The 26,387-nt window shown below is 72.5% G+C and carries 24 protein-coding genes; 10 read left to right on the forward strand and 14 right to left on the reverse strand.

Translation table 11 applies throughout. The features are described 5' to 3' along the window. The first annotated feature begins 283 nt into the window (after positions 1-283). From JHAT_RS17095 to cseC, 4 genes are all read left to right on the forward strand, one after another. Positions 284-823 carry a SigE family RNA polymerase sigma factor gene (locus JHAT_RS17095; protein WP_077799048.1) on the forward strand — a complete coding sequence of 180 codons (540 nt, stop codon included), beginning with the start codon at positions 284-286 and terminating at the stop codon, positions 821-823. Further along, on the forward strand, positions 811-1,476 hold the full coding sequence (locus JHAT_RS17100) for a hypothetical protein (RefSeq protein ID WP_171990934.1): 666 nt from the start codon (positions 811-813) through the stop codon (positions 1,474-1,476). Before JHAT_RS17095 ends, JHAT_RS17100 begins: the two co-directional genes overlap by 13 nt. A gap of 175 nt (positions 1,477-1,651) precedes the next feature. Next, entirely contained in the window at positions 1,652-2,356 is a 705-nt protein-coding gene (cseB, locus tag JHAT_RS17105; protein ID WP_077799049.1) for a two-component system response regulator CseB, read from the forward strand. An 8-nt stretch (positions 2,357-2,364) separates the two neighbouring features. Next, positions 2,365-3,732 carry a two-component system sensor histidine kinase CseC gene (gene cseC / locus JHAT_RS17110; RefSeq protein ID WP_077799050.1) on the forward strand — a complete coding sequence of 456 codons (1,368 nt, stop codon included), beginning with the start codon at positions 2,365-2,367 and terminating at the stop codon, positions 3,730-3,732. Between the two features lie 204 nt (positions 3,733-3,936). Here the strand turns inward: cseC and JHAT_RS17115 are convergent, their stop codons facing one another. Continuing rightward, positions 3,937-5,535, reverse strand: coding sequence for an MDR family MFS transporter (locus JHAT_RS17115; protein ID WP_107481948.1), 1,599 nt, complete (start codon positions 5,533-5,535; stop codon positions 3,937-3,939). A 145-nt stretch (positions 5,536-5,680) separates the two neighbouring features. On the opposite strand from JHAT_RS17115, the gene JHAT_RS17120 reads away from it, so the two are divergent. Next, positions 5,681-6,280, forward strand: coding sequence for a TetR/AcrR family transcriptional regulator (locus JHAT_RS17120; RefSeq protein ID WP_171990935.1), 600 nt, complete (start codon positions 5,681-5,683; stop codon positions 6,278-6,280). A 57-nt stretch (positions 6,281-6,337) separates the two neighbouring features. Here JHAT_RS17120 and JHAT_RS17125 read toward each other — a convergent pair whose 3' ends face one another. Next, positions 6,338-7,009 (reverse strand): M23 family metallopeptidase, encoded by a 672-nt coding sequence (locus JHAT_RS17125; protein ID WP_077799052.1) that lies wholly within the window; start codon positions 7,007-7,009, stop codon positions 6,338-6,340. Between the two features lie 548 nt (positions 7,010-7,557). Between JHAT_RS17125 and JHAT_RS17130 the strand changes: the two genes are divergently transcribed. Both JHAT_RS17130 and JHAT_RS17135 read left to right on the forward strand, forming a co-directional pair. Beyond that, positions 7,558-8,259 carry an HAD family acid phosphatase gene (locus JHAT_RS17130; RefSeq protein WP_077799053.1) on the forward strand — a complete coding sequence of 234 codons (702 nt, stop codon included), beginning with the start codon at positions 7,558-7,560 and terminating at the stop codon, positions 8,257-8,259. A gap of 43 nt (positions 8,260-8,302) precedes the next feature. After that, positions 8,303-11,365: an NACHT domain-containing NTPase gene (locus JHAT_RS17135; RefSeq protein WP_077799054.1), complete on the forward strand. Its 3,063-nt coding sequence runs from the start codon at positions 8,303-8,305 to the stop codon at positions 11,363-11,365. Positions 11,366-11,437: 72 nt separating this feature from the next. On the opposite strand, the gene JHAT_RS17140 is transcribed toward JHAT_RS17135, so the two are convergent. Continuing rightward, on the reverse strand, positions 11,438-13,963 hold the full coding sequence (locus JHAT_RS17140) for an ATP-dependent Clp protease ATP-binding subunit (protein ID WP_077799055.1): 2,526 nt from the start codon (positions 13,961-13,963) through the stop codon (positions 11,438-11,440). A 430-nt stretch (positions 13,964-14,393) separates the two neighbouring features. On the opposite strand from JHAT_RS17140, the gene JHAT_RS17150 reads away from it, so the two are divergent. After that, positions 14,394-15,014 (forward strand): SCO3374 family protein, encoded by a 621-nt coding sequence (locus JHAT_RS17150; protein ID WP_077799057.1) that lies wholly within the window; start codon positions 14,394-14,396, stop codon positions 15,012-15,014. A gap of 66 nt (positions 15,015-15,080) precedes the next feature. On the opposite strand, the gene JHAT_RS17155 is transcribed toward JHAT_RS17150, so the two are convergent. From JHAT_RS17155 to JHAT_RS17200, 10 genes are all read right to left on the reverse strand, one after another. After that, positions 15,081-15,416 carry an Lsr2 family protein gene (locus JHAT_RS17155; protein WP_077799058.1) on the reverse strand — a complete coding sequence of 112 codons (336 nt, stop codon included), beginning with the start codon at positions 15,414-15,416 and terminating at the stop codon, positions 15,081-15,083. Positions 15,417-15,736: 320 nt separating this feature from the next. After that, entirely contained in the window at positions 15,737-16,246 is a 510-nt protein-coding gene (locus JHAT_RS17160) for an amino-acid N-acetyltransferase (protein WP_077799059.1), read from the reverse strand. A 9-nt stretch (positions 16,247-16,255) separates the two neighbouring features. Next, positions 16,256-16,666 (reverse strand): BlaI/MecI/CopY family transcriptional regulator, encoded by a 411-nt coding sequence (locus JHAT_RS17165; protein ID WP_375603569.1) that lies wholly within the window; start codon positions 16,664-16,666, stop codon positions 16,256-16,258. Between the two features lie 177 nt (positions 16,667-16,843). Continuing rightward, positions 16,844-17,023, reverse strand: coding sequence for a hypothetical protein (locus JHAT_RS17170; RefSeq protein WP_077799061.1), 180 nt, complete (start codon positions 17,021-17,023; stop codon positions 16,844-16,846). 23 nt (positions 17,024-17,046) lie between these two features. Continuing rightward, positions 17,047-17,622: a hypothetical protein gene (locus JHAT_RS17175; protein ID WP_171990940.1), complete on the reverse strand. Its 576-nt coding sequence runs from the start codon at positions 17,620-17,622 to the stop codon at positions 17,047-17,049. 375 nt (positions 17,623-17,997) lie between these two features. After that, entirely contained in the window at positions 17,998-18,795 is a 798-nt protein-coding gene (locus JHAT_RS17180) for a type III pantothenate kinase (protein ID WP_077799063.1), read from the reverse strand. A 4-nt stretch (positions 18,796-18,799) separates the two neighbouring features. Then, positions 18,800-19,780 carry a carboxylating nicotinate-nucleotide diphosphorylase gene (gene nadC, locus JHAT_RS17185; RefSeq protein WP_077799064.1) on the reverse strand — a complete coding sequence of 327 codons (981 nt, stop codon included), beginning with the start codon at positions 19,778-19,780 and terminating at the stop codon, positions 18,800-18,802. A gap of 5 nt (positions 19,781-19,785) precedes the next feature. Next, positions 19,786-21,519 carry an L-aspartate oxidase gene (locus tag JHAT_RS17190; RefSeq protein WP_077799065.1) on the reverse strand — a complete coding sequence of 578 codons (1,734 nt, stop codon included), beginning with the start codon at positions 21,517-21,519 and terminating at the stop codon, positions 19,786-19,788. Beyond that, positions 21,516-22,508: a pantoate--beta-alanine ligase gene (panC, locus tag JHAT_RS17195; RefSeq protein ID WP_077799066.1), complete on the reverse strand. Its 993-nt coding sequence runs from the start codon at positions 22,506-22,508 to the stop codon at positions 21,516-21,518. The genes JHAT_RS17190 and panC overlap by 4 nt, the downstream gene beginning before the upstream one ends. Then, positions 22,505-23,461 carry a Rossmann-like and DUF2520 domain-containing protein gene (locus tag JHAT_RS17200; protein WP_077799067.1) on the reverse strand — a complete coding sequence of 319 codons (957 nt, stop codon included), beginning with the start codon at positions 23,459-23,461 and terminating at the stop codon, positions 22,505-22,507. The genes panC and JHAT_RS17200 overlap by 4 nt, the downstream gene beginning before the upstream one ends. Positions 23,462-23,669: 208 nt before the next feature. On the opposite strand from JHAT_RS17200, the gene JHAT_RS17205 reads away from it, so the two are divergent. Then, positions 23,670-24,863, forward strand: coding sequence for a low specificity L-threonine aldolase (locus JHAT_RS17205; protein ID WP_077799068.1), 1,194 nt, complete (start codon positions 23,670-23,672; stop codon positions 24,861-24,863). Positions 24,864-24,896: 33 nt separating this feature from the next. Here JHAT_RS17205 and JHAT_RS17210 read toward each other — a convergent pair whose 3' ends face one another. Beyond that, positions 24,897-25,115 carry a hypothetical protein gene (locus JHAT_RS17210; RefSeq protein WP_077799069.1) on the reverse strand — a complete coding sequence of 73 codons (219 nt, stop codon included), beginning with the start codon at positions 25,113-25,115 and terminating at the stop codon, positions 24,897-24,899. A gap of 164 nt (positions 25,116-25,279) precedes the next feature. Here JHAT_RS17210 and JHAT_RS17220 point away from each other — a divergent pair, with 164 nt between their 5' ends. Then, positions 25,280-26,386 (forward strand): DUF5937 family protein, encoded by a 1,107-nt coding sequence (locus JHAT_RS17220; RefSeq protein WP_077799070.1) that lies wholly within the window; start codon positions 25,280-25,282, stop codon positions 26,384-26,386. Position 26,387: the final 1 nt, after the last annotated feature.

The raw sequence follows: 26,387 nt of genomic DNA on the forward strand, positions 1-26,387 counted from the left end.
ACGGATCGCGACGGTCGCCGTCGTACGGACGTCCGTCACGAAGACCCCGCCGGACAAATCACCCTTTAAGGTACTCAAGTCGCCTACCACCGGGCCCCGTTCCGGTGTTCGTTACACAACCGACGGACAGCCGAGGGTTAGCCGCAGGCTGCTCCGCACAGCCCCGTGACAACGCTTCCCTACCTTCGTTTCCGTGCCCACGGGCACGGGGGACGACGGACCACAGGCAGGAGACCGGCGGGGGACCGACCGCTGGTACACGGGGATCGGAAGGCGGTTGACCATGGCGCAGGGCGAGGTGCTCGGATTCGAGGAGTACGTCCGCAGCCGGCAGGACGCGCTGCTGCGCAGCGCCCGGCGGCTGGTCCCGGACCCGGTCGACGCCCAGGACCTGCTCCAGACCGCGCTGGCGCGGACGTACGGCCGCTGGGAGACCATCGAGGACAAGCGGCTGGCGGACGCCTACCTGCGCCGGGTGATGATCAACACCCGGACCGAGTGGTGGCGGGCGCGGAAGCTGGAGGAGGTGCCGACCGAGCAGCTCCCGGAGTCCTGCGTGGACGACTCCACCGAGCAGCACGCGAACCGCGCCCTGCTGATGGACGTCATGAAGGTGCTCGCCCCGAAGCAGCGCAGCGTCGTGGTGCTGCGACACTGGGAGCAGATGTCAACGGAGGAGACGGCCGCCGCCCTCGGCATGTCGGCCGGAACGGTCAAGAGCACGCTGCACCGGGCGCTCGCCCGGCTCCGGGAGGAGCTGGTCGCCCGCGATCTGGACGCGCGGGCGCTGGAGCGTGAGGAGCGGGAGCGTTGCGCGGCCTGACCGGCGGTCGGACACCCGGGGAGATCCGGAAGAGCGTGCAGGCGACGAGCACGGCGGTGGCCGTGCTCGTCGCCGTCGGCGTCTCCCTCTCCGGCTGCGGCGCCGGCGGCACCGGCGCGCGCGACGAGGGCCCGGCCCACGCGGACGTGGCCGGCGGCGCCTCCTCCCCCTCCCCGGCGCCCGTGGCCTCCCCCTCCAAGGTCCCCGACCGGGTGGACGCGGTCCGGCTCGTCAAGGCCGATCCCCAGGTCTCCGCGGAGGTCAAGCGCGAGCTGAAGCCGTGCGTCGCCGACGAGTACCCCGTCGACGTGTCGTACGGGGAGCTGACCGCGGGCTCCGCCGAGGACGTCGTCGTCAACGTGCTGACCTGCGGTGACGGGGTGGGCGTGGGGAGTTACGTGTACCGCGAGCAGGACGGCGGGTACCAGAATGTGTTCCGGGCCGAGGAGCCTCCGGTCTACGCGGAGATCGACCGCGGCGATCTGGTGGTGAGCAAGCAGGTGTACGAGAAGGGCGATCCGGTGTCGAGGCCGTCCGGCGTGAACGTGATCACGTACCGCTGGTCCGGGGGACACTTCGCCGAGGCCTACCGCACGCACAACGACTACAGCAACGCCGTCGGGGGCGCGCCGGCTCCCGCCCCGGACAGCTGACGCGCCGAACGGTTGCCGCGCAGGGCGGGTGAACCGATCGGGCCGCTCGGCCCGATGGAGAAATGAACGCGGTGCGCGATCCCCGCGTCTGCCGGGTGAGGGCACGTGCGCCCGGCGACCGTGACCGCGACCGCGACCGCGACCGACCATGACCACGAGGACTGAGAGCACCGGGATGGCAGACCAGACCCACGTCCTGTTCGTCGAGGACGACGACGTCATCCGTGAGGCCACGCAGCTCGCCCTGGAGCGGGACGGCTTCGCGGTCACCGCGATGCCCGACGGGTTGTCGGGCCTGGAGGCGTTCCGCGCCGACCGCCCGGACATCGCGCTGCTGGACGTCATGCTCCCCGGTCTCGACGGCGTGAGCCTGTGCCGCCGGATCCGGGACGCGTCCACCGTGCCCGTGATCATGCTGTCGGCGCGGGCGGACTCCATCGACGTGGTGCTGGGTCTGGAGGCGGGTGCCGACGACTACGTCACCAAGCCGTTCGACGGGGCCGTTCTGGTGGCCCGCATCCGTGCGGTGCTGCGCCGCTTCGGCCACGCCACCGGCGGCGACCGGGCCGACGCGGGCGCCGCCGCGGACACCGGGGGCGTGCTCACCTTCGGCGAGCTGGTGGTCGACACCGACGGCATGGAGGTGCGCCGGTCCGGGCACCCGGTGGCGCTCACCCCGACCGAGATGCGGCTGCTGCTGGAGTTCTCCTCCGCGCCGGGCACGGTGCTCTCGCGCGACAGGCTCCTGGAGCGCGTCTGGGACTACGGCTGGGGCGGTGACACCCGTGTCGTCGACGTCCATGTGCAGCGGCTGCGGACGAAGATCGGCCAGGACCGGATCGAGACGGTCCGCGGCTTCGGTTACAAGCTGAAGGCCTGAGCGGGGACATGCGGGGGTTCATCCGACGCCCGGCCGCCTCGCTCAGGCGGTACGCGGGCATCCGTACGGGGCTGCGGTGGAAGCTCAGCGCGGCCATCGCGCTGGTCGGCGCGCTGGTGGCGGTCGCTCTGAGCCTGGTCGTGCACAACGCGGCCCGGGTGTCGATGCTGGACAACGCGCGCGACCTCGCGGACGACCGCGTCCTGATCGCCCAACGCAACTACGAGCTCTCCGGGCGCCTGAACTTCCCGAACGCCCAGATCGACGACCCCGAGCTGCCGGCCGGGCTGCGGAAGAAGGTCGAGGACGGGCGCAGGGCGACCTACGTCTCCGAGCGGGCGAACGGGGTGACGGACATATGGGCCGCCGTGCCGCTCAAGGACGGGCACGTGATGTCCCTGCACTCCGGGTTCACCGACCGCAGCGCGGACATCCTCGAGGATCTCGACCAGGCCCTGGTCATCGGCTCCATCGCGGTCGTCCTCGGCGGCAGCGCGCTCGGCGTGCTCATAGGAGGGCAGCTGTCGCGCCGGCTGCGCAAGGCCGCGACCGCCGCGAACCAGGTCGCCAAGGGCGAGCCGGACGTCCGTGTCCGGGACGCCATCGGCGGCGTCGTCCGGGACGAGACCGACGACCTCGCGCGCGCCGTGGACGCGATGGCGGACGCCCTCCAGCAGCGGCTGGAGGCCGAACGCCGGGTCACCGCGGACATCGCGCACGAGCTGCGCACCCCGGTGACCGGACTGCTGACCGCCGCCGAGCTGCTGCCGCCGGGCCGGCCCACGGAGCTGGTGCTGGACCGGGCGAAGGCCATGCGCACGCTGGTGGAGGACGTCCTGGAGGTGGCCCGGCTGGACGGGGCCTCGGAGCGGGCCGAGCTGCAGGACATCATGCTGGGCGACTTCGTGTCCCGGCGGGTGGCGGCCAAGGACCCGGACGTGCGGGTGCTGGTGGTGCACGAGTCGGAGGTCACCACCGACCCGCGCCGCCTGGAGCGCGTGTTGTTCAACCTGCTCGCCAACGCGGCCCGGCACGGCAGGCCGCCCATCGAGGTCAGCGTCGAGGGCCGGGTGATCCGGGTCCGCGACCACGGGCCCGGCTTCCCCGAGGCCCTGCTCGCCGACGGACCGAGCCGCTTCCGCACCGGCAGCGCGGACCGGGCCGGCCGCGGGCACGGGCTGGGGCTGACCATCGCGGCCGGCCAGGCCCGGGTGCTCGGCGCCCGGCTCACCTTCCGCAACGTCCGGCCCGCCGGAGCGCCCGAGCACGTACCGGCCGAGGGCGCGGTGGCGGTGCTGTGGCTGCCGGAACACGCGCCGACGAACACCGGGAGCTACCCGATGCTGCCGGACCGGTCGTCGCAGGGCGTGTCCTGACGGACGGGCGCTCCTGCGGCTCCCGGAGGAACTCGACGCCGCGGTCCTCGGGCTTCTGGTGGTCGCCGCGGAGGTCGCCGGTGGTCGGGACGCCGGGTCGAGCGGCGGTGGCACGCGGCGCTGGCACCGGCCGTCTCCCCGCCCGGGCGCGGACATGCCGAGGGCCCCCGGGCGGCGACGCTCCGGGGGCCCTAGGGAAGGGGATCAGACCGACTCGGCCACCGGCGTCCTCGCCGTCGCGGCGTCGTCGTCGCCGGTCGGGCCGTCCGCCGCCTTCGGTCCCGTGCCCTTGAGCGGGACCTCCTTGACGAACACGGCCGCGACCAGCGCGAACACGGCCACCACCGCGCCCAGCAGGAACGCTCCGTGCGTGCCGGCGGACACCGCGTGCTGGTAGGCCTCACGCGCCGCGGTCGGCAGCTTGGCCAGGCTCGCCGCGTCCAGCTGCGCCGACTGCTCGGTCACCTTGGCACCCAGCGCCCCGGCCTTCTCGGCCATGACGTCCTGGACGCGGTGGTTGAACAGGGCGCCCATGATCGCGACGCCGAAGGACGAGCCGAGGGTGCGGAAGAGGGTGGTGGACGAGGACGCGACGCCCATGTCCTTCATCTCCACGCTGTTCTGCGCCACCAGCATGGTGATCTGCATCAGGCAGCCCATGCCGAGACCGACGACCGCCATGTACACCCCGGAGGTGAACCGGCTGGTGTCCGTGTCCATCAGCGACAGCAGGAAGAGCCCGACGGTCATCAGCGCGCCGCCGGCGATCGGGAAGACCTTGTAGCGGCCGGTGCTCGTGGTGATCCGCCCCGCGACCATCGAGGTGACGAGCATCGCGCCCAGCATCGGCAGCAGCAGCAGCCCGGAGTTGGTGGCGGAGGCGCCCTGCACCGCCTGCTGGTACAGCGGCAGGAAGAGGGTGGCGCCGAACATCACGAAGCCGGTGATGAAGCCGATGAGGGACATCAGCGTGAAGTTGCGGCTGCGGAAGATGTGCAGCGGCACGACCGGCTCGGCGGCCCTGGTCTGCCAGAACACGAACCCGACCAGCGCGGCGACCCCGATGCCGATCAGCTCCATGATGCGCGCGGAGGTCCAGGCGTACTCCGTGCCGCCCCAGGTGGTCACCAGCACGATGGCGGTGATGCCGATGGTCAGCAGCACGGCGCCCAGGTAGTCGATGCGCGCGTCGCTGCGCTTCTTCGGCAGGTGCAGGACGGCGCTGATCGCGAGCAGCGCGACCACGCCGAGCGGCAGGTTGATGTAGAAGGCCCAGCGCCAGCCCCAGTGGTCGGTGATGGTGCCGCCGACCAGCGGTCCGCCGATCATCGCCAGCGCCATGACGCCGGCCATCATGCCCTGGTACTTGCCGCGCTCCCGCGGCGGGATCAGGTCGCCGATGATCGCCATGACGCCGACCATCAGACCGCCGGCCCCGAGACCCTGGACGGCGCGGAAACCGATGAGCTGGCCCATGTCCTGCGCCATGCCGCTGAGCGCCGAACCGACCAGGAAGATCACGATGGAGGACATGAACGAGCCCTTGCGCCCGTACATGTCGCCGATCTTGCCCCACAGCGGCGTGGACGCGGCGGTGGCGAGGGTGTAGGCGGTCACCACCCACGACAGGTGTTCCAGACCGCCCAGCTCACCGACGATGGTCGGCATCGCCGTGCCGATGATCATGTTGTCGAGCATCGCGAGCATCATCGCGATCATGAGGGCGAGCAGGACCACCCGCACGCTCCTCGGCTGTTTCCCGCCGCCGGTGTCGACGGCTTCGCCCGTCGGTGTGTCCGTCATCGCTGCCACTCCCCCAGCTACCGCTGCACCTCGCTACTTACTTGCCGCCCGGCAAGTTGACTACACTCGGGAAGATAGACGCGCAACTAGCCGGGCGTCAAGTAAGTTTTCCGGGACGTGCGCGGAGCAGGAGGTGCGTAGGAGGATGGGCGGCACGATGGACGGCACCAAGCAGCAGCGACGCCGCGGGGACACCCGCCAGCGCATCCAGGACGTGGCGCTCGAACTCTTCGCCGAGCAGGGGTACGAGAAGACCTCGCTCCGCGAGATAGCCGAGCGCCTGGACGTCACCAAGGCGGCGCTGTACTACCACTTCAAGACGAAGGAAGAGATCCTCGTCGGCATCTTCGAGGACCTCACGCGGCCGATCGAGGACCTGATCGAGTGGGGCCGGCTCCAGCCGCACACCCTGGAGACCAAGCAGGAGATCGTCCGCCGCTACAGCGAGGCACTGGCGGCTGCGGCGCCGCTCTTCCGCTTCATGCAGGAGAACCAGGCCGCGATCCGGGAACTGCGCATCGGGGAGATGTTCAAGACCCGCCTCCTGGGGCTGCGGGACATCCTCATCGACCCGGAAGCGGACCTGGTCGACCAGGTCCGCTGTGTGAGTGCGCTGTTCACGCTGCACGCCGGGATGTTCGCCCTCCAGGACATGGAGGGCGACCCCGAGAAGAGGCGCGAGGCCGTGCTCGAGGTCGCCACCGACCTGGTGACCCAGGCGCACCGGGGAGCCGGGGGCTCCTGACCGGCCGCGTTCAGCCGGCCGAGGGGCGCGCGTCCCGAACGGTGGGCCGCGTCACGTTCAGACGGTCACACCGTGGGCGCGCAGGAAGGCGACCGGGTCGACGGCGGAGCCGTAGTTCGGGGTCGTGCGGATCTCGAAGTGCAGGTGCGGGCCGCTGGAGTTGCCGGTGTTGCCGGACTTGGCGATGTGCTGGCCGGTCTTCACGACCTGGCCGATCCGCACGTCGATCCGCGACAGGTGGGCGTACTGGGAGTACGTGCCGTTGCCGTGCTTGATGACGATGGCGTTGCCGTAGGCGGGGCCGTCACCGGCGCCGTTGCCGCCGGCCTTGACGACGGTGCCGCCGTGGGCGGCCACGACGTCGGTACCGAGCGGCACGGCGAAGTCCTGGCCGCTGTGCTTGTGCGCCCACATACCGCCGTTCTGGGCGAACTTCGCGCTGAGCGCGTACTTCTTGACCGGGTCCACCCAGGAGGCCGCGCTCTTCTGGGCGGCGGCCTTCTTGGTGCTCACGGCGGCCTTCTCGGCCTTCGCGGCCTTGGCCTGCGCCGCTGCCTGGGCCTCCACGGCGTTCGCGACGGTGGAGGTACCGGTGGCCGACGTGGTGCCGTTGGCGGCCGCGACCCCTGCTCCCAGTGCGACCGAGGCGCCGAGGCCGGCGGCCATCACGGCGGCGCGGGTGCGGACGGTGGTCGTACGGGAAGAGCGGGACGTGACACGCGAGAACATTCGAACCTCATGGGGACGGGAACACAGGAACGCCCCTCCGGCCGGATGCACAGGCACTCGCCGGGCGGGCTCCACATTGGTAACCCGCCGGGCCATACCGGCACAAAGGTGTGACCTACGACCCCAACTAGTACTTCAGCGCGAAACTTCCTGACTCATTATAGACCGGCCATTCCGGACAAAACCAGCTCAGAGCCCTGCATACGGGCCGGCACCCAGGGACGATCTGTCCGCTTTCCTGGCACTTGCGAAGCCGACTATTCCTCTTAGTACCGGGCAAATCGCCTGTGCGGCACATCACCGGGGGCCATGATCGAGAGGCCGGTGGATGTGACCCGGGCTACTCGCCTCCCGGTCGACACACCACCCGCACAAGGCCGTTCAGGCGCCCCGAATCGTGGCCGAGGCCACACCGAACGGGCCCGTCACGTGGCACTACTCCCCGGTAACCCAATCGTTGCCGACCCGCCACTTGTCCTGGCGAACATGAACGCGTCAATTTTGGTGCCGTCAGGCATCCGCGCAGGCATGAGAGGACCCCACCCCCCATGACCGAACAGAACGGACAGACCAGACAGGCCGGTCGGACCGCCCAGGAGGGACCGGCGGGACGGACCGGGCGCACCTGGAAGCGCGCCCTCGGCACCGCCGCCGTCACCGCGGCCGCGCTCACCGCGACCGTCACCCCGGCCGACGCCGCCCCCGCCGCGGTCACCGGTACGGCAGCCGGGACGGCCACCGCGGTCGCCGCCGCCGACGTCGACTACGCCACCTGGCAGCGGGACGTCCGGGCCGTGATGGACCAGGCCCTGCCGTACCTGAAGGAGCGGATCGCCGACGCCGCACCCGGCGAGAAGCAGGCGATCGTCCTCGACGTCGACAACACCTCCCTGGAGACCGACTTCGGCTTCAGCTACCCGCAGCCCGCCAACCGCCCGGTCCTGGAGGCCGCCCGCTACGCCCAGGAGCACGGCGTCGCCCTCTTCTTCGTCACCGCCCGGCCGGGCATCATCGCGGCGCCCACCGAGTGGAACCTCGACCACGCCGGCTACGCGTCCTCCGGCCTCTACGTCCGCGGCTTCCTCGACCTGTTCCGCGACGTGGCCGAGTACAAGACCGCGCAGCGCGCCCGCATCGAGTCGAAGGGCTACACGATCATCGCCAACATCGGCAACACCCCCACCGACCTGTCGGGCGGCCACGCCGAGAAGACGTTCAAGCTGCCGGACTACGACGGCCAGTTGTCCTGACCCCCGATAGGCTCCCCCCGTCGACCGACCACGGGGGTGGCGCATGGAACCGGCGGTACTCGGCGGGAAGTTGGCGTCCGGCCTGGTCGCCCCGCTGGTGAAGAAGCTGTTCGTGAGCGGCGGTCCCGGAGCCGGGCTGGTCGACAAGCCGGTCCGGCTGACGGACCTCGTCTCCTTCCGCGGCGAGAAGCGCACCCTCGGCGACCGGGACGTACGCAAGCTCGCCGGGCGGTTGGTCGAGGCGGCCGTGGACTCCCCCGGCGAGGCGCCCTTCCCGGCCGACGAGACGCAGGCCGTCACCGACGCCCTGACGGTCCGTCTCCTCGCCCTGGGCGGGCTGGACATGGACGACGTCCAGGCGGTCCGGCTGGGCCACCGGGAGCTGGCCGCACACCTGCGCCGGCACGCTCCCGGGGCCGGGGACGGCCTGTCCGCCGACGCGCGCTGCTTCCTCGACTCCGCCACGGAGTGGGCCTGCCTGCACGTCCTGGAGTTCTTCACCCGGCGCTCGACGTTCGTGGCACGGACCCTGGTGGAACAGACCCGCTCCCAGACGGAACTGATCGCCAAGGTCGACGAGCTGCTCGCCCGCACCCCGCGCCCGGACGCCCGGGACACCGCGTTCGAGCGCCGGTACCTGCCGTACGTGGCCGAACGGCACAACCACCTCACCATCTACGGCCTCGACCTGCGCGACTCCCCCGACCGCTGGCCCCTCGAGGTCGCCTACCTGAGCCTGGAGGCGACCGTCGGCGGGGAGACCGGCCGGGACGGCGTGCCCGGCGAGGACGCACCGGCCCGCACCGGGCGGATGCCCGCCGACACGGCGCTCGACCAGGAACCCCGGGTGCTGCTGCGCGGCGACGCGGGCTCCGGCAAGACGACCCTGGTGCAGTGGCTGGCGGTGACCGCGGCCCGGGAGGGCACGCGCGTCCCGTTCGTCCTCCCCCTGCGCACCCTGGTCCGCACCGGCCCCCTGCCGGCCCCGTCCGCCTTCCTCGGCGCGGTCGGCTGCCCGCTGTCACCGCCGGACGGCTGGGCGGACCGCGTCCTGACGGCGGGCCGCGCACTGGTCATGGTCGACGGCCTGGACGAGATCCCGCAGGCCGACCGTCACGCCACCCGGGACTGGCTGAGCGGCCTCCTCCACGCCTACTCCGGCAACCACTGGCTGCTGACCACCCGGCCCACCGCCGTACGCCCCGACTGGCTCGCCCGGGAACGCTTCGAGGAACTCTCCCTCGCGCCGATGGGCCGGGCGGAGGTCGCCACCTTCGTCCACCGCTGGCACGAGGCCGCCCGCGCCCCCGAGTACGAGTGGCGGCTGCTGGACGCCCTGGGCACCAAGCGCGACCTGTCCCGCCTCGCCACCAACCCGCTGATGTGCGGCCTGATCTGCGCCCTGCACCGCGAACGCCGCGGCTACCTGCCCACCGGCCGCAAGGAGCTGTACGACGCCGCACTCACCATGCTGCTCGCCCGCCGGGACCGCGAACGGGGCATGGGCCCCGTGGACGGCCCGGAGCCGGGCGAGGAGGCCCGGCTCGAACTGCTGCAGCGCATCGCCTACGCCCTGGTCCTCAGCGGTCGGCAGGAGATGACGCTGGAGACGGCGGAGGGCATCGTGGACCGGGCCCTGCCCGCCCTCGGCCCCGTCTCCGGGCAGCGGGACGCCGCCGCGGTGCTGCGGTCCCTGCTGTTGCGCAGCGGCGTGCTGCGCCGCCCGGCCGAGGGCGTCCTGGACTTCGTCCACCGCACCTTCCAGGACTACCTGGCGGCCCGCTACGCGGTCGAGGAGGGCCATCTCGGCGTGCTCACCGGCCACGCCGAGGACACCGAGTGGGAGGACGTCATCCGCATGGCCGTGGCCCACGCCCGGCCCCGCGAACGCGTCTCCGTGCTCAGGGAGCTGCTGAACGGGGACGACCCCCGGCTCACCCTGCTGGCCCTGGCCTGCCTGGAGCACGCCGCGGCCCTCGATCCGGCGGTACGGGCGGAGGTGGAGGAGCGGGCCGCCGAGCTGATCCCGCCGCGTACGGCCGAGGCCGCCCGGGAGCTGGCGGGTGCGGGGCCGCTGGTGCTGGAACTGCTGCCGGGGCCAGAGGGCCTGTCGCCCGAGGAGGCGCTGGGCGTCACGGTCACCGCCTCGGTCCTGGGCGGCGAGGAACCCGACGGCGCCCTCACCGTCCTGCGCCGCTTCCGGGACCACGCCGACCTCCACGTGCGGCGGCAGCTCGTGGGCACGTGGCACCGCTTCGACGCCGAGGAGTACGCGGCCGAGGTCCTGGACCACCTGGACCGGGCGGAGCTCGTCCTCGCCTGCGACACGCCCGAGCAGCTCTCGGCGCTCGCCGGAATGCGTCCGTGGAACAGACTGAGCATCTCGGGGAGGTACTCGGCCGAGGACCTCGCGGCCCGGGTGCCCGAGCCCTCGGCGGTGACCGAGCTGACCCTCACCGACAACCCGCTGCTGACGGACCTGGACGCCCTGGGCCGCTTCACCTCGCTGACGCGGCTGACGTACCACAAGTGCCCGAACGCACGCGGCCTGGACCGGTTGGCGGGGCTCGGCCTGACCGAACTCGTCCTCGGCGCCGACACCGACCCCTCGGGGATCCGGTCCCTCACGTCCTTGACCCTGCTCTCGCTGACTCCGGGGCTGCCGGGCGCCGATCTCACCGAGGCGCTGCCCGCCGACGCCCCGCTGAGCTTCCTCTACCTGGGCGACACGTGCACGGAGCCGGGCGGGCTGCGGGGGCTCGGTCGCTGGAGGACGCTGCAGACCCTCAGCCTCGGCGCGCTGACCACGGAGCTGACGGAGGACGACTGGCGGGAGGTCGCCTCCCTGCCCGCGCTCACCCGCCTGTACCTGAACGCGGCGATCCTCCGGGAGGTGCCGGCCTCCATCGGCCGTATGCCCGAGCTGCCGGGCATCGAGGTGCTGACGGTCCACGACATGGAGGGCACCGAACACCTCGCGGCGCTCGCGGCCCGGCTGCCGGGCCTGCACCGGGTGACCCTCTCGAACCGCCCCGGCCACTCCTTCCCCGTGTCCGGCTTCCGTCCGGTCTTCCCCGGCGCCGACGTGGTCCTGAACGAACGCTGACCGGGCATGCGGAAGGGGCCGCCCCGGGACCGGAGTCCCGGGGCGGCCCCTTCACGGGCTCACCCCGAAGGGTTACGCGTCCTTGCTCAGGTTCGGACCGGCGCCGCCGGCCGCCTGCTCGATCGGCGGGACGTCGGGGAGGGCCGACTTCTCCTCACCCCGGAAGGTGAAGGTCTTGGCCTCGCCCTCGCCCTCGGTGTCCACGACCACGATGTGACCGGGACGCAGCTCGCCGAAGAGGATCTTCTCCGACAGCGAGTCCTCGATCTCGCGCTGGATGGTCCGGCGCAGCGGCCGGGCACCCAGCACGGGGTCGTAGCCCTTCTTGGACAGCAGCTCCTTGGCGGACTGGGAGAGCTCGATGCCCATGTCCCGGTCCTTCAGGCGCTCGTCCACCTTGCCGATCATCAGGTCGACGATCGCGAGGATGTCCTCCTGCGTCAGCTGCGGGAAGACGACCACGTCGTCGACGCGGTTGAGGAACTCGGGGCGGAAGTGCTGCTTGAGCTCGTCCGACACCTTGTTCTTCATGCGCTCGTAGTTGGTCTTCGTGTCGCCCGCGGCGGCGAAGCCCAGGTTGAAGCCCTTGGAGATGTCCCGGGTGCCGAGGTTGGTCGTCATGATGATGACCGTGTTCTTGAAGTCCACGACCCGGCCCTGGGAGTCGGTCAGGCGACCGTCCTCCAGGATCTGCAGCAGCGAGTTGAAGATGTCCGGGTGGGCCTTCTCGACCTCGTCGAAGAGGACGACCGAGAACGGCTTGCGGCGCACCTTCTCCGTCAGCTGGCCGCCCTCCTCGTAGCCCACGTAACCGGGGGGCGAACCGAAGAGGCGGGAGACCGTGTGCTTCTCGCTGAACTCCGACATGTCGAGGGAGATCAGCGCGTCCTCGTCACCGAAGAGGAACTCGGCGAGCGCCTTGGACAGCTCGGTCTTACCGACACCGGACGGGCCGGCGAAGATGAACGAGCCACCCGGACGCTTCGGGTCCTTCAGACCGGCACGCGTACGGCGGATCGCCTTCGAGAGCGCCTTGACGGCGTCCTTCTGGCCGATGACCCGCTTGTGGAGCTCGTCCTCCATGCGCAGCAGGCGCGAGGACTCCTCCTCGGTCAGCTTGAAGACCGGGATGCCGGTGGCGGTCGCGAGGACCTCGGCGATCAGCTCGCCGTCGACCTCGGCGACGACGTCCATGTCGCCGGCCTTCCACTCCTTCTCCCGCTTGGCCTTGGCGGCCAGGAGCTGCTTCTCCTTGTCGCGCAGGGAGGCGGCCTTCTCGAAGTCCTGCGAGTCGATCGCGGACTCCTTGTCGCGGCGCACGCCGGCGATCTTCTCGTCGAACTCGCGCAGGTCCGGCGGCGCGGTCATCCGGCGGATGCGCATCCTCGAGCCGGCCTCGTCGATCAGGTCGATCGCCTTGTCCGGCAGGAAGCGGTCCGAGATGTAGCGGTCGGCGAGCGTCGCCGCCTGGACCAGGGCCTCGTCCGTGATGGAGACGCGGTGGTGCGCCTCGTAGCGGTCGCGCAGCCCCTTGAGGATCTCGATCGTGTGCGGCAGCGACGGCTCCGCGACCTGGATCGGCTGGAAGCGGCGCTCGAGGGCCGCGTCCTTCTCCAGGTGCTTGCGGTACTCGTCCAGCGTGGTCGCACCGATGGTCTGCAGCTCACCGCGGGCCAGCATCGGCTTCAGGATCGAAGCGGCGTCGATGGCGCCCTCGGCGGCACCCGCACCGACCAGCGTGTGCAGCTCGTCGATGAACAGGATGATGTCGCCGCGGGTGCGGATCTCCTTGAGCACCTTCTTCAGGCGCTCCTCGAAGTCACCGCGGTAGCGGGAGCCGGCGACCAGCGCACCGAGGTCCAGGGTGTAGAGGTGCTTGTCCTTGAGGGTCTCGGGCACCTCGCCCTTGACGATGGCCTGGGCGAGGCCCTCGACGACGGCGGTCTTGCCGACGCCGGGCTCACCGATCAGGACCGGGTTGTTCTTGGTGCGGCGGGACAGCACCTGCATGACCCGCTCGATCTCCTTCTCGCGCCCGATGACCGGGTCGAGCTTGGACTCACGAGCGGCCTGGGTGAGGTTCCGGCCGAACTGGTCGAGGACCAGGGACGTCGAGGGGGTGCCCTCGGCAGGCCCGCCGGCGGCGGCGGTCTCCTTGCCCTGGTAACCGGAGAGCAGCTGGATGACCTGCTGCCGCACCCGGTTCAGATCTGCGCCCAGCTTGACCAGGACCTGGGCGGCGACGCCCTCGCCCTCGCGGATCAGGCCGAGCAGGATGTGCTCCGTGCCGATGTAGTTGTGGCCCAGCTGGAGGGCCTCGCGGAGCGACAGCTCCAGGACCTTCTTGGCACGGGGGGTGAAGGGGATGTGACCCGACGGGGCCTGCTGGCCCTGCCCGATGATCTCCTCCACCTGCTGGCGGACCGCCTCGAGCGAAATCCCGAGGCTCTCAAGGGCCTTGGCGGCGACACCCTCACCCTCGTGGATCAGGCCCAGGAGGATGTGCTCGGTGCCGATGTAGTTGTGGTTGAGCATCCGGGCTTCTTCCTGAGCCAGGACGACAACCCGCCGCGCGCGGTCGGTGAACCTCTCGAACATCGTTAATCGCTCCTCAGAGCGGTCAGGCAGTGGGGGGAACTTCCCCTCCCTGTCCTTCCGCAGCTTAGTCCCGCAAGCGGGGACCGCTCATTCCAACTGCCGACACCGTCGATGGCCTCCTGACCCCTGACGCCGACATCTGCCACAACCCGATGGTGCGAGACGATGTTCCCGCAGGCCAGGCACTTACCCCGCTCGCCAGTACGCCGATGGCGAACGTGAGACGGCCCGTTCCGCGTGTCGCCCCCTCCCACTAGGGATGTCTTACCCGCTGGGACGGACACTCCATGCCGCGCGCACCGGTTCCCTCCGCTACGGGCGAACAACCTTGCACCACCCCACACCCCCGCGCGCTCCTTTTTCCGGAACCCGGAGGAACCGCTTGACCACCCAGCGTAACCCGAGCGCCTTTTCGACGGTTGCAGGTGGCATGGCCGGCGTCCTGCCCACGACCTCCCCGGTGCCGTTCCCCCGTCGGCCGCCCGAAGGGGGCGGCGGGGCGTGGGAACGGGTGCGGTCCTGGTACGAGAGCGGGCTCGGCTGGCCGACGGCGCCCGGAACCCCCGTACGGCTTCGCGTGGGGGTTCGCTTCGACGTCCTCGACGTTCCGGCCGAGGCCGGTCACGCGGCGCTGCGGCGCCGGACGCACGGCTTCCCGGTGGCGCTCCGGGGCGAGCGGATGCTGCTGCTCGTGGCCGCGGGGGGTGCGGACGAGCTGCCCGGGCTGCTGGACTGGCTGGAGTGGGGCTCCCTGGCGCTCGACCTGCGGGCGGTCGGCGCGGGCGGTCTCCTGGACGCGCCCCTGCCCCCGGAGTCCGCTCCGGCCGGCCCGTCGTCGTCGCCCTCGGGGGCGCCGGCGCCGACGGGCCGTGACGTTTCACAGGGGGCCGCCGTGTGGCTGCGGCCCCCCGAGACGGGGAGCGAGGTCGAGACCTCGCTGCCGACGCTGTCGGCCCCGGGCGGCGCGGTGACCGCTCCCGACCTGGCGCGTCTGGTGCACACGCTGGCGACGCAGTGCCACCGGATCCGGCTCTCCCGGGCGCCGCGCTGAGGACGTGCGGGTCGGCAGCGGGCGGACCGGGTGTGTGCGGACCGGCTCGGTGACGTGACCGGACGATCAGCCGTTGGCCTCTTCGTAGGCCTGCCGGATCGCCGCGGGGACACGGCCGCGGTCGTTGACCTCGTGGCCGTTCGCCTTCGCCCAGGCGCGGATCGCCGCGGTGTCCTGGCTGCCGCCCGAGGAAGCGCGCGTCTTGCCGCGACCGCCCGAGGCGCGGCCACCGGTCCGGCGGCCGCCCTTCACGTAAGGCTCGAGAAGACCGCGGAGCTTCTCCGCATTGGCGGTGGTGAGATCGATCTCGTACGTCTTGCCGTCCAGCGCGAACGTCACCGTCTCGTCCGCCTCGCCGCCGTCGAGGTCATCGACAAGAAGGACCTGAACCTTCTGTGCCACCGGATTTCCTTTCATCGATAACGTGAGGGCCGGAGGTCCGTCGGCATCCGCCGTATCGCCGTCCCTTGTTATATGCAGTACTGCAGTACGCCGGAAAGCAAACCGCTTTTGCCGGAAAAACACAAACCCCCGGCGTGAACCCGCGGCCCGCTCCGCCCCGGAAAGGTGCGCGATTCGGACATAGGGAACCCGGGCGCGGTCCGCCGGTGGAATAAACCTGGCGAGGGGTTGCGGATGCGGGCGGATGCGAGGGGTTCTCGTGGATCGCCTCTCGGCGACTCCCGACGCCCCTCTGCGGCACTGCGGCTCTCTGCGGACGATCACAGATGCAGAAGCATCCGGCTGTTGCCCAAGGTGTTCGGTTTCACCCGTTCGAGACCCAGGAACTCCGCCACGCCCTCGTCATAGGAACGCAGAAGCTCGGCGTAGACATCCGTGTCCACGGGCGTCTCCCCGATCTCCACGAAGCCGTGCTTGCTGAAGAAGTCCACTTCGAAGGTGAGACAGAAAACGCGGCGAACACCCAGCCGGCGCGCGGTCTCCAGCAACTTCTCCAGCAGTCGGTGTCCGACGCCCGCGCCCTTCAGGCCCGGCTTCACCGCGAGGGTCCGGACTTCCGCGAGGTCTTCCCACATCACGTGCAGGGCGCCGCAGCCGACCACCTCGGCGTTGTCGTCCCGTTCCGCGACCCAGAACTCCTGGATGCTCTCGTAAAGCGTCACCATCGCTTTGTCGAGCAGGATGCGGTCACGGACGTACTCGTCGAGGAGCCCGCGTACGGCCGGGACATCGCTGGTGCGGGCCCGCCGGACGGTGATGGCAATTGACATGTGGGGACGCTATCGCTCGCCGGCGTCCGTCACCGATCCGGGGCCCGGCGCAGGGGTTTCCGGGCCCTGCACGATGCGGATGGCGTCCCTGAGTGCCTGTCGCTGTTCCTCGCTCATCATGCCGAAGAAGGCGATGAGGGCGGCGGCGGGGTTGTCGCTCTGCGACCACGCGTCGTTCATCAGCGCGGCGGCGTAGGCGGCGCGGGTGGAGACCGCCTCATATCGATAGGCCCGGCCTTCCGCCTCGCGGCGCACCCAGCCCTTCTGATGGAGATTGTCCAGAACGGTCATGACGGTGGTGTACGCGATCGACCGTTCCTGTTGGAGATCTTCCAGGACTTCTCGAACGGTCACCGGGCGGTTCCACTTCCACACCCGCGTCATGACCGCGTCTTCGAGTTCTCCCAAGGGGCGAGGCACCCTCCCGACAATAGTGGGGAATCAGGGCGATCGCGTACTGGACGTGCGCTTTCGCTCACTTTCGTGGGCGACTGGGGCAAAAAGGGCGTACGGCTCGTCCGCGCAGGGGCGCGGAGGAGCCGTACGCGGGGCTGCGCGGAGCCGTCGGCCGGTGGTGGTGCGGGGAGTGGTGCGTACTCAGGCTTCCGGCTGCGCGGTCGCCTGGCGGGTGCTCTCCGCCCGTGCGAGGGCGGCGTCGACGGCCGCGTCCTCTTTGGCCTTGCGGGCTCCGCCCTGGGTCTTCACGATCACCCTGACGACGCCGATGAAGAAGGCCGCCATGACGACCGGGGGGAGGAGCGCGGAGACGTAGTCCATGGTTCCAGGGTAGCCAGGCCGGTTCAGCCGGCGGCGAGGTGGTGCCGCGAGCCGGCGGGGGGCGGGGTCGGTTTGCGGCGGGGGAAGAGCTCGCCGGGGGTGGGAACGGGGCGCTTCGGGGTCTCCGGGGCGGGGTCGGGGGCCGGCTTCTGCGGAGGCTTGGCGCCGGGGCGGGCCGCCGGGTCCTGATCCGCGCAGCGGCCGCCGGGGAGGGCGAGGAGGCGGGTGCGCGCGGCGGGGACGGTGACGGTGGCGGTGGCCGCCGGAGGCGCGCAGCGGGAGAGGAGAGCGGCGGCCGCGGGGTTGCCGCGCAGGGCCCGGAGGGCGGCGAGGTCGTCCGCGCCGGGGCGGTGGCCGGCGCTCAGGGCCTCGTCGAGGAGGGTGAGGTAGCCGGTGATGCTGCCGGGGAGGGCGGCGCGGTACCGGGCGAGATCGGCCATCAGGAAGTCGCGCAGCCGGGCGCTCTCCCCCATCGCCTCGTCGAGCGAGCGCGCGAGGCGGAGACAGTCCTGGACGTCCTCGGCCGAGGCGGGGCTGGGGTGCAGGGCGAGGGCGAGGGCGCGCTGGAGCACACGCAGCTCCTGAGCGCCGAACGCCATGCCGCCTCGGGATCCGTATGGCGTGGGCATGGGGCGACGATACGCGCTAATCGGACAAATTTTGCATAGCGGGTGGGTGTGGCGTGGAGGGGCCACCCGTATGCGTTGGCCTCCGGCGGTTGCGCGGGGTGCCTGCGGCGGCCTGTGCGGGTCCGGTGGAGGTGCGCGTAGCGCCTGGGGTTCGGTGGGGGGTCGGGGCCGCGCCGGGGGGTGTCCGTCCTCGGAACGGCGCGGAATCGGTTCATCGAGAGCAGGCGGGGCGTGGACGCGCCAACCGCTGCGGGCGGACGCCCCCCGACACGTCCCCTTCCCGCCGTACGCGACCGCGGGCCGTCGTGCCTCCCCCAGGGGTGCTGGGGGAGGCACCCCGTATGCCTACATCCGGGACACGTTGCGTTCGTAGACCAGCCGCAGTCCCATCAGCGTCAGCCACGGCTCGTGCTCGTCGATGACCGAGGCCTCGCCCAGGACCATCGGCGCCAGACCGCCCGTCGCGATGACCGTCACGTCGTCGGGGTCCGTGGCCAGCTCGCGGGCCATGCGGTTGACGACCCCGTCGACCTGGCCCGCGAAGCCGTAGACGATCCCGGACTGCATCGCCTCGACCGTGTTCTTGCCGATCACGCTGCGGGGGCGCGCCACCTCGATCTTGCGGAGCTGGGCGCCCTTGACGCCGAGTGCCTCCACCGAGATCTCGATGCCGGGGGCGATGACCCCGCCGACGTACTCCCCGCGCGCGCTCACCGCGTCGAACGTCGTCGCCGTGCCGAAGTCCACGACGATCGCCGGACCGCCGTAGAGCTCGACCGCGGCGACCGCGTTGATGATGCGGTCGGCGCCGACCTCCTTGGGGTGGTCGGTGAGGATCGGGACGCCGGTCTTGACACCCGGCTCGACCAGGACCGCGGGCACGTCGCCGTAGTAGCGGCGGGTGACCTCGCGGAGTTCGTGCAGGACCGAGGGGACGGTCGCGCAGATGGCGATGCCGTCGATGCCGTCACCCAGCTCGTCGCCGAGGAGCGGGTGCATGCCCATCAGACCCTGGAGGAGGACCGCCAGCTCGTCCGCCGTGCGGCGCGGGTCCGTGGAGATGCGCCAGTGCTCGACGATGTCCTCTCCGTCGAAGAGGCCCAGGACGGTGTGCGTGTTGCCCACGTCGATCGTCAGCAGCATGCCTCTACTCCGCTTCCCGCAGGTCGAGGCCGATGTCCAGGATGGGCGAGCTGTGGGTGAGGGCGCCCACGGCCAGGTAGTCGACGCCGGTGTCCGCGTACGCCTTGGCGTTGTCCAGGGTCAGGCGGCCCGACGCCTCCAGGGCGGCGCGGCCGTTCACGAGGGCGACCGCCTCCTCGCACTCGCCCGGCGTGAAGTTGTCCAGCAGGATCAGGTCGGCGCCGGCGTCCAGGACCTCGCGCAACTGGTGCAGCGTGTCGACCTCGACCTCGATGGGGACGTCCGGGAAGCGTTCGCGGACCGCCTGGAAGGCCGCCGCCACGCCGCCCGCCGCGACCACGTGGTTGTCCTTCACCAGCGCGGCGTCCGAGAGGGACATGCGGTGGTTCACGCCGCCGCCGCAGCGGACCGCGAACTTCTCCAGCGCGCGCAGGCCCGGGGTCGTCTTGCGGGTGTCCCGGACGCGGGTCCCGGTGCCTTCGAGGGCGTCCTCCCACGCGCGCGTGGCGGTCGCGATGCCCGACAGGCGGCACAGGAGGTTGAGCGCGCTGCGTTCGGCGGTGAGGAGGTCGCGGGTGCGGGTGGTGACCGTGAGGAGCTTCTGGCCGGGCTCCACGCGGTCGCCGTCCGCCACGTGGCGTTCCACCTCGAACTCGTCCGTCGCGACGATCGACAGGACCGCCTCGGCGACCCTGAGGCCGGCCACGACGCCCGCCTCGCGCGCGGTGAAGTCGGCGGTGGCCACCGCGTCCTCGGGGATGGTCGCGACCGTCGTCACGTCCACGCCGTGGGCCAGGTCCTCCTGGAGGGCCACGTTCGCGATGTCCTCGACCTCCACGGGGTCGAGGCCGGAGTCGAGCAGGAGGGCGGCGAGCGCGGGATCCAGGCCGCACTCCAGGTACGCCTCTTCGTCGGTGTCCGCGCCGCAGGCGCAGCCGTCGCCGCAGCCTCCGTCGGAGGCGAGGGGAAGGTCGGGGGTGTTCACTGTCGTCACTGCTCCTGGGGACGCTGCGCCGGCCGGGGGCCGGGGGTGGTCGGGGGGAATTCTGGCGTGTCCGTGGTGTGCACGGCGAGGGTGCGGTCGGGGTTCAGGCGTACGACGATGTGGCGGCGCCACGTCGTGTCGTCGCGGTCCGCGTGGTCCTCGCGCCAGTGGCAGCCCCGCGTCTCCTCGCGCCGTGCCGCCGCGGCCACCAGGACGCGGGCCACGCACAGGAGGTTCGTCGCCTCCCACGTGTCGACGCCCGGCTCGGCCGTCTTGCCGTTCCCCTCCAGGGCCTCGCGGGCCTCGGTGTGGAGGTGGTGCAGCCGGTCGGCGGCCCGGGTGAGGGAGTCCGCCGAGCGCAGGACGCCGGCGCCCTCGGTCATGATCCGCTGGATGGTGAGGCGGGCCTCGGGCGGGAGGAGGGGGTGCTCCGGGAGTTCCCGGTGCGGCAGCGGCGCCGGCACGCGCGCGTGGAGCGTGCCGTCCGCGTGGCCCGCCGCGATGTCGGCGGCGATGCGCTCGGCGTAGACCAGGCCCTCGAGGAGCGAGTTCGACGCCAGGCGGTTGGCGCCGTGCACGCCCGTGCAGGCGACCTCGCCGCACGCGTACAGGCCGGGGACCGTGGTGCGGCCCGAGGTGTCGGTGCGGACGCCGCCGGAGGCGTAGTGGGCGGCCGGGGCGATCGGGATCGGCTCGGTGACCGGGTCGATGCCGTGGGCGCGGCAGGCGGCGAGGATCGTCGGGAAGCGGTGCTCCCACATCTGTGCGCCGAAGTGGCGTCCGTCGAGGTACATGTGGTCGACGTCCCGCTCCTGCATGCGGCGCACGATGCCCTTGGCGACGATGTCCCGGGGCGCCAGTTCGGCCAGTTCGTGCTGCCCCTGCATGAAGCGCACGCCGTCGGCGTCCACCAGGTGGGCGCCCTCGCCGCGTACCGCCTCCGAGACCAGGGGCTGCTGGCCCTCCGCGTCCGGGCCGAGGAAGAGGACCGTGGGGTGGAACTGGACGAATTCGAGGTCGCTCACCTCGGCGCCGGCGCGCAGGGCGAGCGCGACGCCGTCGCCCGTGGAGACGGACGGGTTCGTCGTCGCCGCGAAGACCTGGCCCATGCCGCCGGTCGCCAGGACCACGGCGGGCGCGTGGACCGCGCCGACGCCGTCGTGCTGGCCCTCGCCCATGACGTGCAGGGTGACGCCGGCGGTGCGGCCGTCGGCGTCCGTGAGGAGGTCGAGGACGAGGGCGTTCTCGACCGTCCGGATCCCCCGGGCGCGGACCGCCTCGACCAGGGCGCGGGAGACCTCCGCGCCGGTGGCGTCGCCGCCCGCGTGGGTGATGCGGCTGCGGTGGTGGCCGCCCTCGCGGGTGAGGGCGAGCCCGCCCTCGGACGACCGGTCGAAGTGCGCGCCGGCCTCGATGAGCCGGCGTACGGCGTCGGGGCCCTCGGTGACCAGGACGCGGACGGCCTCCGGGTCGCACAGGCCCACGCCGGCCACCAGGGTGTCGTCGAGGTGCTGCTCGGGGGTGTCGCCCTCGCCGAGGGCGGCGGCGATGCCGCCCTGCGCCCAGCGGGTGGAGCCGTCGTCGAGGCGGGCCTTGGTGACGACGATCGTGCGCAGGCCGGCGGCCTCGCAGCGCATCGCGGCGGTCAGGCCGGCGACGCCGGAGCCGACGACCACCACGTCCGCCGTGAGGGCCCAGCCGGGCGCGGGTGCGTGCAGTCGTATGCCTGTGCTGTTCACGAGGCGGCTCCGAAGGTGAGGGGGACGTTGTCGATCAGCCGGGTCGCGCCGACCCGGGCGGCGACGGCGAGGACGGCCTCGCCGGTGTGGTCGTCACCGATCTCGGTGAAGTCGGACGGGTCGACCAGGGCGAGGTAGTCCAGCTCCAGCGGCGGGTCGAGGCGGGCGGCCTCGTCCAGGACCAGGCGGGCGGCGGCGCGGACGGCCGTGGCGCCGCCCGGCGCGGACGTGGCGACGGCGTGCGCGTCGGCCGCCGCGCGGGACTCGCCGAGGGCGTCGAGCGCCTCGGCACGCGCGTGCGTGGCGGGCACTTCGCGGGCCCGCGCGCGCAGCGCCTCCTGGGCGGCGTGCCGGTCGAGGCCGGCGAACAGCGCCCGGGAGAGCGCCAGGGCGGTGCGGCGCTCCCGGGGCGAGAGGTAGCGGTTGCGGCTGGAGAGGGCCAGGCCGTCGTCCTCGCGCACGGTGGGCACGCCGACGATCTCCACGCCGAAGTTCAGGTCGCGGACCATGCGGCGGATCAGGGCGAGCTGCTGGGCGTCCTTCTGGCCGTACAGGGCCAGGTCGGGGCGGGTGAGGTGGAGCAGCTTGGCGACGACGGTGAGCATCCCGTCGAAGTGGCCGGGGCGCGAGGCACCCTCCAGGCGCTCGCCCATGGGGCCCGCCGTGACGCGGACCTGGGGCTCGCCGCCCGGGTAGACCTCCTCGACGGACGGGGCGAAGACGGCGTCCGCGCCCGCCTGCTCGGCGAGCTTCAGGTCGGCCTCCAGGGTGCGCGGGTAGCGGTCCAGGTCCTCCCCGGCGCCGAACTGGAGCGGGTTGACGAAGACGGTGACGACCACCTCGCCGTCCGGGCCGACGGCCCGCCGTGCCGTGCGGATCAGGGTGGCGTGGCCCTCGTGCAGGGCGCCCATGGTCATCACGACGGCCCGGCGACCGTGACGTACGCGCGCGTGCAGCTCGTCCGCGGTGCGCAGCAGGGTGGTGGTCATCGGGCGTCTCCCTCGGTGCCGTCGGTGCCGTCGGTTCGCTCTGTCCCGCCGTTTCCGTCGGCGAGTACTCCGAGCAGGTCCTCGGCGAGTTCGGGTCTGAGCAGTCCGTGGTCCAGGGCGCGGTCGGCCGTCGCGCGGGCCATCGCCACGTAACCGGCGACGGCCTGCGGGGCGTGTGCGCGCAGTTCCACGATGTGCGCGGCGACCGTGCCCGCGTCCCCGCGCGCGACGGGGCCGGTCAGCGCCGCGTCGCCGGAGCGCAGGGCGTTGTCGAGGGCGGCGCCCAGCAGCGGGCCGAGCATCCGGTCGGGGGCCCCGACGCCGGCGGTGCGCAGCAGCTCCAGGGACTGGGCGACCAGGGTGACCAGGTGGTTGGCGCCGAGGGCGAGCGCCGCGTGGTACAGCGGGCGCCTGTCCTCGGCGATCCACTCCGGCTCGCCGCCCATCTCGATGACCAGGGCCTCGGCGGCCAGCCGCAGTTCCTCGGGCGCGGTGACGCCGAAGGAGCAGCCGGCCAGGCGCTGGACGTCCACGGCGGTGCCGGTGAACGTCATCGCCGGGTGCAGGGCGAGCGGCAGGGCGCCGGCGCGCAGGGCCGGGTCCAGGACCTTGGCGCCGTAGCGCCCGGAGGTGTGCGCGATCAGCTGGCCCGGGCGCACCGCGCCGGTCTCGGCGAGCCCGGTCACCAGGCCGGGCAGCGCGTCGTCGGGGACGGTCAGCAGCACCAGTTCGGCGCGCTGGAGGACCTCGGCGGGCGTCATGAGCGGCACGTCGGGGAGCAGGTCCGCGGCGCGCCGTCTGGAGGCGTCGGAGACCCCGGAGACGGCCACCGGGCGGTGCCCGGCGAGCTGGAGGGCCGCGGCCAGCACGGGACCCACGCGTCCGGCGCCGACGACGCCTACGGTGAGCCGTGCGGGGCGGTCCTTGGGATCTGGCTGTGGGGTTGTGTTCACGCGACGGCGGCCTTCCCGTTCCAGTCCGCTCGGGGTACCGGACGATTTCTCGTCATGTTAACGCGATCGGTTCCGCGGGCGTCCGGTCGTCCACGGGCCGGGGGTCCGCACCCGCCCGGCGCCCGGCGCCCGCCCGCTCCGGGTGCCGGGTGCGGCGCGGACGGAAACCCTGGTGTCCCCGCCGGCTCCCGCACGGCATGATCCCGGCATGACTGGTACAGGGGAGAACGCGGAACAGGCGGGGACGACGGAGTCGCCGGAGCGGCGGAAGGAGCGGCACGCACGCATGCGCGAGCGGCGCGTGGCCGTCCATCGCAGCGCGAAGCGCCGGCTCGCCCGCCCGGGCTACACCACCACCCTCCGGGAGCGGATCGGCCTGCTCGACGGAGCCGGGGAACTCTACGACCTCGACGAGCCGTCGGACGTGTACGGCAACGGCATCGTGACGGCGCTGGAGGAGCGGACGGCCGCCCTGCTCGGTCACGAGGCGGCCGTCTTCTTCCCGACCGGCACCATGGCCCAGCAGGTGGCGCTGCGCTGCTGGGCGGGCCGCACCGGCAACCCGGTCGTCGCCCTGCACGGCCTCGGCCACCCCGAGGTGCACGAGCGGAACGCCTTCAGCCGGGTCGGCGGCCTGCACCCGGTACGGCTGACGAGCGAGCCCCGGCAGCCGACCGCCGACGAGGTGCGCGACTTCGAGGAGCCGTTCGGCGCGCTGATGCTGGAGCTGCCGCTCAGGGACGCCGGCTGTCTGCTGCCCACCTGGGACGAGCTGACCGAGGTGGTCGGGGCGGCCCGGGAGCGCGACGCGGTGGTGCACTTCGACGGGGCCCGCCTGTGGGAGTCCACCGTGCACTTCGGCCGCCCGCTGGACGAGATAGCGAGCCTCGCGGACAGCGTGTACGTCTCGTTCTACAAGTCCCTCAAGGGCTACGGCGGCGCCGCCCTGGCCGGCCCCCGGACGCTGGTGGAGGAGGCCAGGGCCTGGCGGCACCGGTACGGCGGCACCGTGTTCCAGCAGTTCCCCACGGCCTTGTCGGCGCTGGCCGGCCTGGAGCGCGAGCTGCCCCGGCTGCCGCAGTACGCGAGGCACGCGCGCGTGGTGGCCGCCGCGCTGCGCGAGGGCTTCGCGGCGGCCGGGCTGCCGTGGGCGCGGGTGCACCCCGAGGTGCCCCACACCCACGAGTTCCAGGTCTGGCTGCCCTGCGACGCCGAGGTGGCCGGGGAGAGCGCGATCCGGCAGGGCGAGGAGACGGGGACCCTGCTCTTCGGCCGGCCCTGGGACGAGGCCGGGCCGGGCATCGCCGTCACCGAGGTCGGGGTGGAGGCGGAGGGCCTGGAGTGGACGGCCGACGACGTGAGGGCGGCGGTCGCGGACTTCGCCGCGCGGCTGCCCCGGTGAGCGGGTGACCGGCCGGCCCGCCTCGTCCGCGGGTCAGCCGACGGCACGCGGCCGCGGGCCGGTCCGCCACCGGCGCAGGGCCCGCCGTACGCGGCCGTGCGCCGGGCGGCCGGCCAGGACCCTGCAAAAGCTGCGGCGGTCGCCCCACGCACGCAGGACCTGCCGGTCGTGGGTGCCGGGTGCGGGCGGCGCGGGGTCGCCGAGCTGCCGGGCGCGGTAGGTGTCGAGGAGGTACTGCTGCGTGATGCTCATGGCGGATCGTCTCTCGGAGTACGACGGCTGACGGTTCGGTGAGCGGGCTCCGCGGCTGCCCCGGTGGCCCCAGACCGCTCCCGCGGCACCGGCGGTGTCGTGCCGATTGACGGCACCGGTCAATCGACGCCGTCGTTGTCGGTGGCGGCGTGCACCATGGGGGCATGAGCGTGCGCATCGACATCACGGGGCTGCGGCCGGAGAGGGTCGCCGTCGTGCCCTCCCCCCTGGCCGAGTTGTGCATGGCGCTGCACGCGCTGTCCGAGCCGGGCCACCACCCGGGGCTGCAGGGCTGGGTGACCGGTGTCACCGCCCGGCTCGACCCGCACCTGGCCGACCGGATGTGCGAGGCCGACTTCCTGTGGCGGACGACGTTCTCGGACCTGTTCCTGCCCTTCGCCGGCATCCCCGGCCGCAGCACGCTGCCCGGCGCCACCCTCGCCGAGGACCTGGACCTGCTGGACAAGCTGTCGGACGAGCAGTTCGTGGACGCGGCACTGGAGTTCACCTGCGCCATGCCCCACGGCACCCAGGGCGCCTCCGCGCTCTCGGACGCCGTGTTGCGCCGGCGCGCCCTGGACCTGGCCACCGCGCGGGGGCCGCGGCAACTGCGGTTCAGTGAACGGCTGCTGGCCGACCCGCCCCGGATCCGGGCCTGGCTGCGCCAGTTCCTGCACGACTGCGACGAGGCGTTCTTCGCGGACGCCTGGTCCCGGCTGCGCCACCAGCTCGCGGCCGACGCCCGCCACAAGACGGAGCTGCTGCGGCGCCGGGGCCTGGCCGAGGCGCTGGCCGCGGTGTCCCCGGCGGTGGCGCTGGACGAGGCGGCCGGTGTGATCACGGTCGACAAGCTGGGCGACGGCCGCACGGCCACCGGGGACGGCGGTCTGCTGCTCCTGCCCACCAGCTTCGGATGGCCGCACCTGTCGGTCCTGCACCGGTACGGCTGGCAGCCCGTCCTGCACTACCCGGTCGGCGCCGCCGAGCCGGTCTCCCCGCCGTCCGTCGAGCAGCTCACGCTGCGGATGTCCGCACTGTCCCACCCGGTGCGGATGCGGATCTGCCGCCACCTGGCCCGCAGCGCGTACACCACGGGCGAACTGGCGCAGGCGCACGGCCTGACGGCCCCGGAGGTGTCCCGGCACCTGGGCGTGCTGAAGAAGGCGGGCCTGATCACCACGCGCCGCCGCGGGCGGTACGTCCTGCACCAGCTGGACGTGACGGTGGTGGCCCGGCTCGGCAGCGACTTCCTGGAGGGCCTCCTCCGGTGAC

It is taken from the genome of Streptomyces sp. JHA26 (assembly GCF_002005565.1).
In the GTDB taxonomy this organism is placed as follows: Bacteria; Actinomycetota; Actinomycetes; order Streptomycetales; family Streptomycetaceae; genus Streptomyces.

Excerpts from the sequence above, each read along its gene's own strand:
- JHAT_RS17150 (WP_077799057.1), top strand. The coding sequence starts at position 14,394 with ATGGCCGGCGTCCTGCCCACGACCTCCCCGGTGCCGTTCCCCCGTCGG.
- JHAT_RS17180 (WP_077799063.1), bottom strand. The coding sequence starts at position 18,795 with ATGCTGCTGACGATCGACGTGGGCAACACGCACACCGTCCTGGGCCTC.
- JHAT_RS17205 (WP_077799068.1), top strand. The coding sequence starts at position 23,670 with ATGACTGGTACAGGGGAGAACGCGGAACAGGCGGGGACGACGGAGTCG.
- JHAT_RS17135 (WP_077799054.1), top strand. The coding sequence starts at position 8,303 with ATGGAACCGGCGGTACTCGGCGGGAAGTTGGCGTCCGGCCTGGTCGCC.
- JHAT_RS17140 (WP_077799055.1), bottom strand. The coding sequence starts at position 13,963 with ATGTTCGAGAGGTTCACCGACCGCGCGCGGCGGGTTGTCGTCCTGGCT.
- cseC (WP_077799050.1), top strand. The coding sequence starts at position 2,365 with ATGCGGGGGTTCATCCGACGCCCGGCCGCCTCGCTCAGGCGGTACGCG.
- JHAT_RS17120 (WP_171990935.1), top strand. The coding sequence starts at position 5,681 with ATGGGCGGCACGATGGACGGCACCAAGCAGCAGCGACGCCGCGGGGAC.
- JHAT_RS17175 (WP_171990940.1), bottom strand. The coding sequence starts at position 17,622 with ATGGCGTTCGGCGCTCAGGAGCTGCGTGTGCTCCAGCGCGCCCTCGCC.
- JHAT_RS17170 (WP_077799061.1), bottom strand. The coding sequence starts at position 17,023 with ATGGACTACGTCTCCGCGCTCCTCCCCCCGGTCGTCATGGCGGCCTTC.
- JHAT_RS17210 (WP_077799069.1), bottom strand. The coding sequence starts at position 25,115 with ATGAGCATCACGCAGCAGTACCTCCTCGACACCTACCGCGCCCGGCAG.
- JHAT_RS17130 (WP_077799053.1), top strand. The coding sequence starts at position 7,558 with ATGACCGAACAGAACGGACAGACCAGACAGGCCGGTCGGACCGCCCAG.
- JHAT_RS17220 (WP_077799070.1), top strand. The coding sequence starts at position 25,280 with ATGAGCGTGCGCATCGACATCACGGGGCTGCGGCCGGAGAGGGTCGCC.
- JHAT_RS17160 (WP_077799059.1), bottom strand. The coding sequence starts at position 16,246 with ATGTCAATTGCCATCACCGTCCGGCGGGCCCGCACCAGCGATGTCCCG.
- cseB (WP_077799049.1), top strand. The coding sequence starts at position 1,652 with ATGGCAGACCAGACCCACGTCCTGTTCGTCGAGGACGACGACGTCATC.
- JHAT_RS17125 (WP_077799052.1), bottom strand. The coding sequence starts at position 7,009 with ATGTTCTCGCGTGTCACGTCCCGCTCTTCCCGTACGACCACCGTCCGC.
- panC (WP_077799066.1), bottom strand. The coding sequence starts at position 22,508 with ATGACCACCACCCTGCTGCGCACCGCGGACGAGCTGCACGCGCGCGTA.
- JHAT_RS17095 (WP_077799048.1), top strand. The coding sequence starts at position 284 with ATGGCGCAGGGCGAGGTGCTCGGATTCGAGGAGTACGTCCGCAGCCGG.
- JHAT_RS17115 (WP_107481948.1), bottom strand. The coding sequence starts at position 5,535 with ATGACGGACACACCGACGGGCGAAGCCGTCGACACCGGCGGCGGGAAA.